15 protein-coding genes are annotated in these 12,476 nt (G+C 38.0%); 12 read left to right on the forward strand and 3 right to left on the reverse strand.

The annotated features are described in order from the left end of the window. Positions 1–67: 67 nt before the first annotated feature. From RWU19_RS13720 to RWU19_RS13730, 3 genes are read left to right on the forward strand one after another with little or no spacing between them, the layout of a single operon-like run. On the forward strand, positions 68–1,951 hold the full coding sequence (locus RWU19_RS13720) for an ABC-F family ATP-binding cassette domain-containing protein (RefSeq protein ID WP_002290190.1): 1,884 nt from the start codon (positions 68–70) through the stop codon (positions 1,949–1,951). Positions 1,952–1,962: 11 nt separating this feature from the next. Beyond that, positions 1,963–2,910, forward strand: a complete 948-nt coding sequence (locus RWU19_RS13725; RefSeq protein WP_002345052.1) for a thymidylate synthase — start codon at positions 1,963–1,965, stop codon at positions 2,908–2,910. A 19-nt stretch (positions 2,911–2,929) separates the two neighbouring features. Next, positions 2,930–3,448, forward strand: a complete 519-nt coding sequence (locus tag RWU19_RS13730) for a dihydrofolate reductase (RefSeq protein ID WP_104876005.1) — start codon at positions 2,930–2,932, stop codon at positions 3,446–3,448. Between the two features lie 63 nt (positions 3,449–3,511). Here RWU19_RS13730 and trhA read toward each other — a convergent pair whose 3' ends face one another. Continuing rightward, on the reverse strand, positions 3,512–4,165 hold the full coding sequence (gene trhA / locus RWU19_RS13735; RefSeq protein WP_002290194.1) for a PAQR family membrane homeostasis protein TrhA: 654 nt from the start codon (positions 4,163–4,165) through the stop codon (positions 3,512–3,514). Positions 4,166–4,294: 129 nt separating this feature from the next. On the opposite strand from trhA, the gene RWU19_RS13740 reads away from it, so the two are divergent. The 6 genes from RWU19_RS13740 to lepB all read left to right on the forward strand — a co-directional run bounded on the left by RWU19_RS13740 (position 4,295) and on the right by lepB (position 8,369). Continuing rightward, a complete protein-coding gene (locus RWU19_RS13740) occupies positions 4,295–5,137 on the forward strand; it encodes a DegV family protein (RefSeq protein WP_002290196.1) in 843 nt (280 codons plus the stop codon). A gap of 156 nt (positions 5,138–5,293) precedes the next feature. Next, positions 5,294–6,187, forward strand: a complete 894-nt coding sequence (locus RWU19_RS13745) for an SGNH/GDSL hydrolase family protein (RefSeq protein WP_010732778.1) — start codon at positions 5,294–5,296, stop codon at positions 6,185–6,187. A 5-nt stretch (positions 6,188–6,192) separates the two neighbouring features. Further along, the gene (locus RWU19_RS13750; RefSeq protein ID WP_123837994.1) at positions 6,193–6,906 is read left to right on the forward strand and encodes a YpmS family protein; all 714 of its coding nucleotides are present in this window, start codon (positions 6,193–6,195) and stop codon (positions 6,904–6,906) included. Positions 6,907–6,925: 19 nt separating this feature from the next. After that, positions 6,926–7,444 carry a peptide-methionine (S)-S-oxide reductase MsrA gene (msrA, locus tag RWU19_RS13755; protein ID WP_002288397.1) on the forward strand — a complete coding sequence of 173 codons (519 nt, stop codon included), beginning with the start codon at positions 6,926–6,928 and terminating at the stop codon, positions 7,442–7,444. Continuing rightward, positions 7,441–7,668, forward strand: coding sequence for a YozE family protein (locus tag RWU19_RS13760; protein WP_002309571.1), 228 nt, complete (start codon positions 7,441–7,443; stop codon positions 7,666–7,668). The genes msrA and RWU19_RS13760 overlap by 4 nt, the downstream gene beginning before the upstream one ends. A 149-nt stretch (positions 7,669–7,817) precedes the next feature. Beyond that, positions 7,818–8,369, forward strand: a complete 552-nt coding sequence (gene lepB, locus RWU19_RS13765) for a signal peptidase I (RefSeq protein ID WP_002290203.1) — start codon at positions 7,818–7,820, stop codon at positions 8,367–8,369. Positions 8,370–8,456: 87 nt separating this feature from the next. On the opposite strand, the gene RWU19_RS13770 is transcribed toward lepB, so the two are convergent. Beyond that, complete coding sequence (locus tag RWU19_RS13770; RefSeq protein ID WP_002315205.1) at positions 8,457–8,999, reverse strand: folate family ECF transporter S component; 543 nt, start codon at positions 8,997–8,999, stop codon at positions 8,457–8,459. A 236-nt stretch (positions 9,000–9,235) separates the two neighbouring features. After that, entirely contained in the window at positions 9,236–9,634 is a 399-nt protein-coding gene (locus tag RWU19_RS13775) for a VOC family protein (RefSeq protein ID WP_002290207.1), read from the reverse strand. Between the two features lie 260 nt (positions 9,635–9,894). Between RWU19_RS13775 and ylqF the strand changes: the two genes are divergently transcribed. From ylqF to dprA, 3 genes are read left to right on the forward strand one after another with little or no spacing between them, the layout of a single operon-like run. Beyond that, positions 9,895–10,755, forward strand: coding sequence for a ribosome biogenesis GTPase YlqF (gene ylqF, locus RWU19_RS13780; protein WP_002309567.1), 861 nt, complete (start codon positions 9,895–9,897; stop codon positions 10,753–10,755). Continuing rightward, positions 10,748–11,515: a ribonuclease HII gene (locus tag RWU19_RS13785; protein WP_002290214.1), complete on the forward strand. Its 768-nt coding sequence runs from the start codon at positions 10,748–10,750 to the stop codon at positions 11,513–11,515. The genes ylqF and RWU19_RS13785 overlap by 8 nt, the downstream gene beginning before the upstream one ends. A gap of 55 nt (positions 11,516–11,570) precedes the next feature. Next, positions 11,571–12,428 (forward strand): DNA-processing protein DprA, encoded by an 858-nt coding sequence (gene dprA, locus RWU19_RS13790; protein ID WP_123838003.1) that lies wholly within the window; start codon positions 11,571–11,573, stop codon positions 12,426–12,428. Positions 12,429–12,476 lie beyond the last annotated feature (48 nt).

The raw sequence follows: 12,476 nt of genomic DNA on the forward strand, positions 1-12,476 counted from the left end.
TTCGAAAAAATTTTTCCTGAAGTTCACTATTTTTATGATACAATATCCAAGATAAGGAGGGAACACGTTGAAAGAATTAAAAGTAACTGACCTCAAAAAAACTTATGGTGAAAAAGATTTGTTTGACCAGATTTCTTTTTTGATCCACGAAAAAGACCGTATCGGGTTGATTGGGACGAACGGGACGGGTAAAACAAGTCTCTTAAATATTATTGCTGGTATCGATAGCGGCGATGGCGATCGGCAAACAGTGTTTTATCCAACTGATTACCGTATAGGTTATCTTTCTCAAGCAGCTGAATTTTCTGATGAACTAACTGTTCTCCAAGCAGTCTTTCAGGGAAACAGTCCCTTGATCCAAACTGTTCGAGCATATGAGGAAGCATTGATCGAACTAGGGGAAAATGGAGAAGACCCTAATGTGCAAAAACGTTATGCTAAAGCAGAAGAACAAATGAATAAAGAAGATGCTTGGACCACAGATACCAATGCGAAGATTATTTTGCAAAAATTAGGAATCAGTGAATTAGATAAAAAAATCAATACGCTATCGGGTGGACAGAAAAAACGAGTTAGCTTAGCTCAAGTGCTGATTGATGAACCCGATTTATTATTACTAGATGAGCCAACAAACCATTTGGATTATCAAGCGATCGAGTGGTTGGAAAACTATTTGAAACAATACCGTGGCGCTCTACTGATGGTTACCCACGATCGGTATTTTCTAGATAGAGTAGCAAACCGGATCTTCGAACTTTCATTTGGGAAATTATACGAGTACAAAGGAAATTATGAAGCTTACGTCTTAGAAAAAGCAGAACGTGATCGTGTAGAAGTAGAACAAGAAGAAAAGCGCAAGCGGCTTTATAAGCAAGAACTAGCATGGATGAGGGCAGGAGTGCAGGCTCGCGGTACCAAGCAGCAAGCACGAATCAACCGTTTCGAAGATCTAAAGGAGAATTTATATCAAGTAAACCAAGAAGATGACTTAGAATTGAATCTAGCGACACAACGTTTAGGAAAAAAAGTACTGGAAATCAAAGATGGCAGTTACCGTATAAATGACCAAACACTGCTAGAACATTTAGATTTGCTGATCCAATCTCGGGAAAGGCTAGGAATTACTGGTAAAAATGGGGCAGGGAAATCGACATTGCTTAATATTCTAGCTGGCAGAATTCCTCTGGATAGCGGTACAATTTCTATCGGTGAAACGGTTCGGCTTGCGTATTATACACAAGAAAATGAAGAAATGGCACCAGATAAACGGATGATTGCTTACTTGCAAGAAGCTGCTGAAGAAGCAAAAACGGCTGATGGCAGTCAAATCGGGGTAGCAGAATTACTTGAACGATTTTTATTTCCGAGATTTATGCATGGGACACTGATTGGCAAACTTTCAGGCGGAGAAAAACGGCGATTGTTTTTGTTGAAACTGCTGATCCAACAACCCAATGTGTTATTATTGGATGAACCGACCAATGATTTGGACATAGCAACATTGACGATTTTGGAAGACTATTTCAGAAGTTTCCCAGGTGCTGTAATCACTGTTTCCCATGACCGTTATTTCTTGGATAAGGTAGCAGATAAGCTATTGGTATTCCAAGGAAACGGAAAACAAGAACTTTATTATGGAAACATGTCCAGTTATTTGCTGAAGCAAAAAGAACTCCAGCAGCCTGCTGAAAAAGTGAAGCCAAAAACACAGAGCAAGGAACCTGCTGGAAAGAAAAAATTATCTTATATGGAGCAAAAAGAATGGGAAACGATTGAAGAGGATATTGCAGAACTTGAAGAAAAAATCTCATTGCTCCAAGAAGAGATGAATCATCAAGGTGATGATTTCACTCGGTTACAGGAATTGCAAAACGACGTATCTGAGACAGAAGCACAACTTGAAGAAAAAATGGCACGTTGGGAATATTTGAGTGAATGGGCAGAAGATTAGGAGGAAAAGGGATGGAACAAGCGTATCTTGACTTAGGAAGAAAATTGTTGGAAGAAGGACATCGTAAAGAAGACAGAACGGGCACGGGCACGTTAAGTTTATTCGGGTACCAAATGCGGTTTGATCTGCAAAAAGGGTTTCCTTTGTTAACAACGAAACGAGTACCTTTTGGCTTGATCAAAAGCGAACTGCTTTGGTTTTTAAAAGGAGATACGAACATCCGCTATCTATTACAAAATAAAAACCATATTTGGGATGAGTGGGCATTTGAACGCTATATCAAAAGTACAGATTATAACGGACCAGATATGACTGATTTTGGACATAGAAGTTTGACAGATCCTGAATTCAATGAAGAATACAAAAAGCAGAGCAAACTTTTTTGCGAAAAGATCCTAACAGATGATTCCTTTGCTGAGAAATACGGTGATCTTGGTCACATCTACGGTTATCAATGGCGGCATTGGGAGACAAAAGACGGCGGTTTTATCGATCAAATCAAAGAAGTGATCGAAGCAATCAAAAAGACACCTGATTCTAGAAGATTGATTGTCTCTGCATGGAATCCAGAAGATGTTCCTAGCATGGCTTTGCCTCCTTGCCATACGATGTTTCAATTTTATGTGCAAGAGGGACGGTTAAGCTGCCAATTGTATCAACGTAGCGGGGATGTCTTTCTAGGTGTTCCGTTCAATATTGCAAGTTATGCGTTGCTGACTCACTTGATTGCACATGAAACAGGTTTAGAGGTGGGAGAATTTGTTCATACATTAGGAGATGCTCATCTTTATATCAACCATATCGAACAAATGAAAGAACAATTAAGCCGAGAAGTACGCGCATTTCCAACTTTAGCTTTGAATCAGGAAAAGCAGTCAGTATTTGATTTTGAGATGGAAGATATCCAGTTAGAAGGATATGACCCACATCCAACGATCAAAGCGCCTATCGCTGTTTAAAATCAGAAAGGATGAGAAAATGTTAGCTGCAATTTGGGCACAGGACGAAAACGGATTGATTGGAAAAGAAGACCGTCTTCCTTGGCGTTTGCCAAATGATCTGAAATTCTTTAAACAAATGACAGAAGCAAATACATTAGTGATGGGACGTAAAACTTTCGAAGGGATGGGTAGCCGTCCGTTGCCGAATCGTCAAACGATTGTTTTGACTAGAGATCCTTCCTATACAGCAGAAGGCGTGCATGTTATGCATAGTGTAGAAGAAGTGCTTGCCTTGGAAAAAGAAACAGACGGTATTTTTTTCATCGCTGGAGGTTCAGCTGTTTATCAAGAATTTCTACCATTTTGTACGATATTATACCGGACAGTCATCCATCATATATTTGATGGAGATGCTTATTTTCCACCTGTTGACTGGTCTGATTGGTCATTGATCAATACGAGTCAAGGAGAAATAGATGAAAAAAATCGTTACCCGCATCAATTTGAAACCTATCAGCGTAATGAGAATCCTTTAAAAAAAGGGACAGGCGAATAGACGATAAAAAAAACTATTGATGGAACAGCTTTTATTAGAGCTGACCCATCAATAGCTTTTTTATTAAGTAAAGAATAAAACAGAGAAGTACATAAAACCTGCACCTAACATAACAAACAAATGCCAAACAACATGCATATAGCGGATAGAATTCAAACTATAAAAGAATGCGCCTATCGTGTAAGAAAGGCCGCCTGCCACCATCAAAATAACACCAGTCATTCCAAGAGAATGATAAAGAGGAACAGCAGCCACGACACAGAGCCACCCCATAAAAATATAGATGATCGTAGATACTTTTGATACTCTCTCGCGTTTATGCAACGTCAACGCTTTATATATAATGCCAAGAATCGCAAACAACCAGATCAATACAAATAAAGTCCAACCTAGCCATCCTCGGATACTCAGCAAACAAAAAGGAGTATAACTTCCTGCAATCAAAAGAAAAATCGAACTATGATCGAATACTTGGAACACCTTTTTTGCTTTTGTAAAAATCAATGAATGAAACAACGTAGACGTTAAAAATAAAAGAATCATCATCGATCCATAGATAGCATAAGAGACAATATGGAGAGAGGAATGCAAGTGGGCACCCTTTATCAAAAGAATCACTAGTCCTGCGATACTCAATCCAGTCCCAATTCCATGGGTGATTGCATTAAACACTTCATTTAATATTTCATACGTTCGATTAAATTTCGTTTTTTCCATGAAAACGGCTCCTTTACTAGGTGTAATTAATGAAAAATCATTATTTGTCTGTTATACTAAAAATAGAAATTGTCTTACATGTAGTTTAACATGAATAAGGCATCTTGTTAAAGAAAGAGAGAGAAAATAATGACAAACGTAAAAATCGTAACAGATTCTTCATGTACGATGGAAAAAAACATACGCGACGCTTTAGGCATTCGTGTCATGCCGCTATCCATCATGATCGACGGAACAGTATATCCGGATGATGACCAATTAGACGGTGAAAGATTTATGGAAATGATGGCGAAAGCAAAAAATCTGCCAAAAACCAGCCAACCACCGATTGGAGAATTCATCTCAATGTATGATGAGTTAGGAGAAGACGGCAGTGAAGTGATTTCGATCCACATGACAAAAGGCTTGAGTGGAACAGTAGAAGCAGCAAGACAAGCTAGTAATTTAACAAAAACGAAAGTAACGGTTATCGACAGTGATACCACTGACCAAGGATTATCGTTTCAGGTAATTCGAGCAGCTGAATTAGCAAAAGAAGGTAAATCAGTAGAGGAAATCCTTGAAGAAGTCAAAAAAGTACAAGATCATACAAAATTATACATCGGAATTTCCACACTAGACAACTTGGTAAAAGGTGGAAGAATTAGCCGAACGACTGGTTTACTGTCTAGTGTTTTGAACATACGCGTGGTGATGAATTTCGCCCACTCTGAATTGATTCCTGTAACGAAGGGGCGAGGAAAGAAAACGTTCGACAAATGGTTCAATAATTTGAAAAACGAACTGAAAGAATTGCCAAATGTGCGGCAAATCGGCATCTCACATGCGGATGCAAAAGAATTGGCACAAGAATTCAAAGAAGGTCTGCAAGAATTGTTTCCTGATATGCATATCCCTGTACTGCATACGAATCCGGTTATCGCTACGCATACTGGGAAAGACGCGTTTGCAATCATGTATTACGTAGACTAGTCAAAAAGAGGATAAGCCCTCAGCCTGCAAGGCTTTTAGCTTATTCTCTTTTTCTTTGTAAAAATAGGAAAATAATTATTTTCTTTTTTCATAAAGACTACCTTTTTGATAAAATTTTTGATAACATTAGACCAATCGAATACAAGAGGTGAAAAGATGAAATTAACGAAACGACATTTGATCCTCGTTTTGTTCCCATTATTAATTGCGATCATCATCTATGCAGGTCTAGCTGCTTCCATACCGAAAGCTGGCCCTCTAATGAAACCAGTAACTACTGTGAGAGAAGATCCAAATAAAAAAGAAAAACTTCACTACATAGCTATCGGAGATTCGCTGACTGAAGGAGTAGGAGATCAAACCAAACAAGGAGGCTTCGTTCCCCTTGTCGCAAATGATCTAAAAGACCGTTATAATTTGACTGCGGTTGAAACAGAAAACTATGGTGTAAATGGTGAACGAAGTGACCAGATCTTAAAGCGAGTAAAAACAAAAGAAGAAATTCGAAACAATATCAAAACAGCTGATTTTATCACGCTGACTGTTGGCGGAAATGATTTGATGAAAGTTATCCAAAATAATTTGTTCGGGTTAACGGTCAATTCCTTTAAAAAACCGCTGAAAAACTATCAGGAAAATGTCACAGAACTATTGGAAGAATTTCGATCCCTCAATAAAACCGCGCCAATTTATATTTTAGGCATCTACAATCCATTTTATTTGAACTTTCCTGAAATCACTGACATGCAGACCATCGTTAATAATTGGAACAAAGGAACAGAAACGGTGACGAAAAAAATGCCGAACTGCTACTTTATCCCAATCAACGACTTGCTTTATCAAGGATTGAATCAAGAAGTAGGTGTCACAGAAGAAGGCACAGATCAAACAACTAGCACGACAGAAAATCTAAATGGTATCAAAAACAATGTGCTTTACGAAGAAGATCATTTCCATCCGAATAATTTAGGTTATCAATTAATGGCAAATGCAGTGAGAGATCAGCTGATCGAGACACAAAACCAATGGCTAGAGAAGGAGGACGATTAAAAAACATGAAAACAAGATCTGGAGCAACTTCAAACAAAGCAAAGAAAACGAATTACTGGAAAGTCGCCTTTCTTATCCTTCTTGGGTTAGTACTCGGTTCGACAGTATTTTTAGGTAGCCGTATTTTTGCTAATCGGGAACCAGAACTCCCAGAAATACCTGCCCTCACGGAAAGGCAAGGCGATCCTGTCCTCACGATCAATTCAAATAAAGAAAAAGTCAATCAAATCATTAGTTTTTTCCTTAGTGAGTATCAAAAAGATAGTGATATCGAATATAAATTCTATTTGGAAAATGAAGCACTGCTCAATGGTACTTTCGAAGTATTAGGTTTTCCTATCAATTTCTATTTATATTTTGATCCTTATGTGATGGAAAATGGAAATGTCCAACTAAAAGCTAGAAGTCTTTCTATTGGAACATTAAGTTTGCCAATCAAAGATGTGATGAATATGATCAAGAGAAACTATAAATTGCCAGATTGGATCGAAGTTAATACAGATGATTTGACTATCATGCTTAGATTAGATCAATTCCGAATGCAAAACGGGATGTATATTAAAGCAGATAAAATCGACTTAGTAAATGATGACATTCGATTTAGTTTATATTTGCCAAAAGATACCTCTGATGCTTCAAACAACTCAAATACAAACAAAACTAGCAACAGCAGTACTGAAAGCAAAACAAAAGAGAACAAAAAAACATCAAATGAATAGTATTAGAGGAGGAATAATAATGGAACGAGCAATATTTGCAGGAGGCTGCTTCTGGTGCATGATCCAACCTTTCGATACGCTTCCTGGTATTCATACAGTGATGTCAGGATATACTGGAGGACACGTACCAGATCCAACTTATGAACAAGTAAAAAGCCAAACGACTGGACATACGGAAGCAGTGGAGATTATCTATGATCCAACATTGATTTCATATGAACAGTTAGTAGAACTTTACTGGCAGCAAACGGATCCGACTGATGCTTTTGGACAATTTGAGGATCGCGGCGACAATTACCGTCCGGTCATCTTTTATTTGACAGAAGAACAACGGATCATTGCTGAAAAAAGTAAGAAACAGCTAGCTGAAAGTGGACGTTTCGAACAGCCAATCGTTACGAAAATCGAACCAGCCCAACCATTTTATCTAGCAGAAGAAGACCATCAAGAGTATTATAAAAAGCATCCTGAAAATTTTAAAAGAAACCATGCACGCCGGGCTGCCTTTATTGAAGAAAATTGGAGGAACGAAGGGTGAATCGAAGCTTTTTTCACTATTTAATGACACTGCGAGGCGGTGGTGCACATGATACTTTATCTATTTTTGCTACAGAAGCCGGTAAAGATATCCAATTCCCTAAGCACAGCTCTAGCTACGAAGAAATTTCTAGTTATCTAGAATTGAATGTCGACTATTTGCCATCCATGGATATTTTTGACGAAGCCTGGGAAAAATATTTAGAGAACAATCATGACTTATAAAAATTGGCTTTCCATTTATGATCCAAGCGCTTTTTGTCCAACAGTTTGATAGAAAGAATTATTTTTATTTCAGCTATCTAGTCGCATTTTTTTGATATTTTTCTTATAATAAAGAAAGAATGAAAAAACGAGGGATGGATTGATAGAGATTGACAAAAAAACAACGCTATATTGATCGCTTCTGGCTTATATTCAAATACTTACTTGTTTCTGTATTCATTGCGTTCATGTTGCGGGGATTTTTGTTCATCCCTGTACCAGTAGAAGGCAATTCAATGGAAAATGTCTTGAAACAAGGCGACATGGTTGTGATGGAAAAATTTTCGGAGATCAGACGATTTGATATTGTTGTTTTTCAATTAGCAGATGGGACGATTTATATCAAACGAGTAATTGGGCTTCCAGGAGAAAATGTTAGCTACCAAAATGATCAATTGAAGATCAATGGAAAAGTAGTGAAGGAGCCTTATCTAACTAAAAACATGAAGTCAGATCATGCAAATGCGTCCTATACGACGGACTTCACACTACAAGAACTGACGGGACAATCGAAGCTTCCCGAAGATAGTTACTTTGTACTTGGAGATAATCGAAGAGTTTCAAAAGATAGCCGCTCATTTGGTACGATCAATAAAACGGATATTTTAGGTAAAGCAAGATTCGTGTATTATCCGCTTGATGAAATAAAATGGATCCAGTGAGAAATAATAAAGAGGTTGTGACCATTCTTTTGTCACAACCTCTTTATCGTTTGGTCCAAAATCAGCATATTACCTTAGTACATAAAATCAAACAGCTCGTTTAAACACTTTTCTAGCCTCTAAAGCTTTGATAAATGAATAAACGACTGTTACTTGAATAGGAATCTGGATCATATTCCTGATAACCCTACCTAGAAAAATCACTTTGAAATCTGCACCAAACAAAACAGACATCAGCCAAGAATTGATAAAAAGGCTAACTGGAATCATAATCAATAGTTGGGCGGCGATGACGGAAAGCAGATTTATCTTTTTATGATATAAAAATAAGCCATTGATAAACCCACCAAGGAATGCTGTGATAAGAAAAGCAGCTTGAAACGTACCTGAACCAAATATTGTGAAATTCAAAGTGTTCGACAACATTTCAAGCAAACCAGCCCAGATCGGCCCATATAGATAACCCATAAGCGCCATACTTAAAAATCCGAATGTGACTTGAAAATAAGCAGGACCAATCGCTATCTTGTATAAGATGACATCAAGGGCTAATAAAAGGGCAGAGGTCGATAACAATCTTGCATTCATTTCAGGCAATCTAAAAACGTCTTTTGCAATCAAAGTGTTCAAAATATTCTCTCCTTTGTCAGTTAATAAGAAAAGGATACCATAAAATCGCCAATGTGTCATGACACCTTTGCAATTTACAAAAGTAACCATCCAACGACTAATAAAAGGAGAAGAAGACTGATTTTATAAACTGTAAAAAAGGTAATTGTACGATCGAAAAAAATAGAGGTGGAGAATACTTATCGTATCACCCATCTCTATTTTTTTGTTATAAAAACGTCAGTTTTGTTATCTGCTTACATCTTCATCCATACGGGTTCTAATGTGTTTCCATCCAAATCTTGGACTTCTAATGAAAACATTTCTTCTTCAGGTATTCCCATATCGACTTCGTGGAAAGTACCACCATTTTCTTTTGCAATTTGAGCGAATTTTTTTACTTTGTCCGCGTTGTCCATACTAAACGAAATCAAAGCACCACTTGTTTTTTTATTATCGGCTATTTCTTTATCTTTTATAAATTTTTTATAAAAATCATGAGAGAGGAGCATCACCCAAAAAGTGTCATCCCACACCATTGAACTAGCTTCTTCAGTAGAGAATTCTTCATTTTTTTTAAACCCAAGCTTTTCATAAAAAGCAACGGAACGATTGACATCGGCAACAGGAAAATTAACAAAAACCATACTATTCATTTGTTTCGTCTCCTTTCTGCTTTGTTCGTCCATCATCTCTTATTTAGGAAGCGCTGTCAAAAAATCAGGCTCGTATACAGAAATCAAAATAAAAAATTTACATCATCAAAAAAGAGAAGATGTGATAGAATGAGGACTGGTTCACTTTCACTTAACTAATAGATAGGATTTTTTTATAATAGAAAAAGTGAATATGTATTGAAAAATAAAAAACAAGTAAAGTCGGAGAATATTCCGATATGAAAGGAATGGAGAGAACAATGACCATCCAATGGTTTCCAGGACACATGGCAAAAGCCCGACGAGAAGTTTCTGAAAAAATGAAATATGTGGACATCGTATTTGAATTGGTAGATGCACGTTTACCTTTATCTTCTCGTAATCCAATGCTAGATCAGATCATTCAGCAAAAGCCTCGGCTTGTTTTGTTGAATAAAGCGGATCTGGCAGATCCACAACAGACAAAGCTGTGGCAAGAATATTTTCGTAAGCAAGGCCACCTTGCGTTAGCTATCACGGCACAAGAAAGTAAAGGAATCAAAGGGCTAGTACCTGCAGCTAAAGAAGCGTTGAAAGAAAAACGAGCAAGAGACGCTGCTCGTGGGATCAAGCCTCGCGCTATTCGGGCAATGGTGTTGGGTATTCCGAATGTTGGAAAGTCTACGTTGATGAATCGACTAGTAGGCAAAAAAATTGCTCAGACAGGAAATAAACCAGGTGTAACAAAAGGTCAGCAGTGGCTTCGTTTGGGTAACGAGTTGGAATTGTTAGACACACCAGGGATTTTATGGCCTAAATTTGAAGATGAAGAAATCGGCAAAAAACTAGCGCTGACAGGCGCCATCAAAGACCAACTTGTCCATTTAGATGATTTGGCGATTTACGGATTGGACTTTTTTGCCCGATATTATTCAGGAAGAATCAGCGATCGTTATGGTTTGCCAATCGAGCAAGAAGAAAAATTGGCACCGGAATTGCTGATGGATATCACAGCAAAACGTGGGTATAAAGAAGACTATGATCGCGGCAGCGAACTAGTCGTGCATGATATCCGTCAAGGAAAACTTGGTCGATACACATTGGATCGTTGCGAAGAAATGGAGCAAAAAAGCGATGACTGAATCCATCCAAAGTATCAAAGAACGATTGAAAAGCATACAGAGAATAGATGATCCTACACTAGAATCATTGAGAAACGATCCACGCAAAGGCGTACAGCAAGCGCTAGTTTCTTTTGAACGACGATTGAAAAAAGAGGCATTGATCAAGGAAAAATATGAAGAAATGTTTTGCTTTGAAAAACAAGGGTACGCACAAGGTCATCAATGGATTGCCGGCATTGATGAAGTAGGAAGAGGACCGTTAGCTGGACCTGTCGTGGCAGCTGCAGTTATCTTGCCGAAAAATGAGATCATATTAGGGCTGAATGATTCAAAACAGTTATCAGAGAAAAAACGAGAACTTCTTTCTCAACAAATTCAAGAAAAAGCTTTGGCCATCGGGATCGGAATCATTGATCAGCAGGCAATCGATGAAGTGAATATTTATGAAGCAAGTAAATTGGCGATGATCCAAGCAGTAGAAAACTTGTCTATTGCACCAAGCTATTTGTTGATCGATGCGATGACCTTGGATTTGCCTATACAGCAGGAAAAAATAATCAAAGGGGATGCACGATCTGTGTCGATTGCGGCTGCAAGTATCATTGCTAAAGTATATCGAGACCAATTGATGAAAGAATATGACGTGCTTTATCCTGGGTATGGTTTCTCGCATAATGCAGGCTATGGAACAAAGGAACACTTAGAAGGACTTGAAAGACAAGGGATTACGCCAATCCATCGCAAAAGTTTTGCACCTGTAAAAAAATATTTACAATAAAAAACAGCCGCTTTTACGTATCTTATTAAAAAGAGAGACGAAAGGCGGTTTTATGATGTATCAAATAGAAGAAAATTTATTGAAACTTGCTTATGCAAAAGGAATCAGTAGCCAAGGAAAATGGGCACTTGCTAACTGGATGATGCAGTATCCTTACAAGGAAATCGGATTTGAAGACATCGTTAAGATAGGAAAAATCACCGCACATCGGGAGCTGTTCCGTACAAGTTGGCAAGAAATTCACAATAATTGGGACAATATCCAATCGAAACAGTCGTTTGTTACTTGCTTTGATCCCAACTATCCCCCTCAGTTGCTTCACTTGACCTATCCGCCAATTGTCCTGTTTTACAGTGGTGACCTGTCTTTACTTTCTTGTAATATGTTGAGCGTTGTTGGTGGAAGACGTACTTCTGCTTTAGCAAAAAAAACAGTGTATTATTTACTAAAACCAGTGGTAGAAGCTGGATATGTGATCGTCAGTGGCTGCGCGAAAGGGATAGATACCTACAGTCACCAAGCAGCAATCTCTCATGGTGGACGGACAATCGCGGTCATTGGAACAGGGATAGAGCAAGTTTATCCTGCTGAAAATCGTGACCTGCAAGAGGTGATTGCAAATGATCATCTTCTTTTGAGTGAATATCCTCCTCAATCCGGCCCGAAAAAGCATCGTTTTCCAATGAGAAATCGTATTATCGCAGCTTTGTCTAAAGGAACATGTGTCTTTGAAGCCAAGAAAAAAAGCGGCTCTCTGATAACAGCACAGCAAGCATTGGATCTTGGAAGAACAGTTTTTTCTGTTCCAGGAAATATTTTAACAGAACATTCTATCGGATGTCATCATTTGATCCAAGACGGTGCAGTTTGCACGGTTTCGGGTGAAGATATCTTGGCAGAATTTAAAGAATAACACCATACTTTTCATTTGCTTTTCTTGACAAACGTTTTCTGAATGGAT

The organism is Enterococcus sp. 2STP (assembly GCF_032465635.1).
GTDB lineage: Bacteria > Bacillota > Bacilli > Lactobacillales > Enterococcaceae > Enterococcus_B > Enterococcus_B lactis.

What these genes read in the sequence shown, in the direction of transcription:
- RWU19_RS13750 (WP_123837994.1), top strand. Translation starts at nt 6,193, where the DNA reads ATGAAAACAAGATCTGGAGCAACTTCAAACAAAGCAAAGAAAACGAAT.
- RWU19_RS13745 (WP_010732778.1), top strand. Translation starts at nt 5,294, where the DNA reads ATGAAATTAACGAAACGACATTTGATCCTCGTTTTGTTCCCATTATTA.
- dprA (WP_123838003.1), top strand. Translation starts at nt 11,571, where the DNA reads ATGTATCAAATAGAAGAAAATTTATTGAAACTTGCTTATGCAAAAGGA.
- RWU19_RS13775 (WP_002290207.1), bottom strand. Translation starts at nt 9,634, where the DNA reads ATGAATAGTATGGTTTTTGTTAATTTTCCTGTTGCCGATGTCAATCGT.
- trhA (WP_002290194.1), bottom strand. Translation starts at nt 4,165, where the DNA reads ATGGAAAAAACGAAATTTAATCGAACGTATGAAATATTAAATGAAGTG.
- RWU19_RS13740 (WP_002290196.1), top strand. Translation starts at nt 4,295, where the DNA reads ATGACAAACGTAAAAATCGTAACAGATTCTTCATGTACGATGGAAAAA.
- RWU19_RS13785 (WP_002290214.1), top strand. Translation starts at nt 10,748, where the DNA reads ATGACTGAATCCATCCAAAGTATCAAAGAACGATTGAAAAGCATACAG.
- RWU19_RS13725 (WP_002345052.1), top strand. Translation starts at nt 1,963, where the DNA reads ATGGAACAAGCGTATCTTGACTTAGGAAGAAAATTGTTGGAAGAAGGA.
- RWU19_RS13730 (WP_104876005.1), top strand. Translation starts at nt 2,930, where the DNA reads ATGTTAGCTGCAATTTGGGCACAGGACGAAAACGGATTGATTGGAAAA.
- msrA (WP_002288397.1), top strand. Translation starts at nt 6,926, where the DNA reads ATGGAACGAGCAATATTTGCAGGAGGCTGCTTCTGGTGCATGATCCAA.
- ylqF (WP_002309567.1), top strand. Translation starts at nt 9,895, where the DNA reads ATGACCATCCAATGGTTTCCAGGACACATGGCAAAAGCCCGACGAGAA.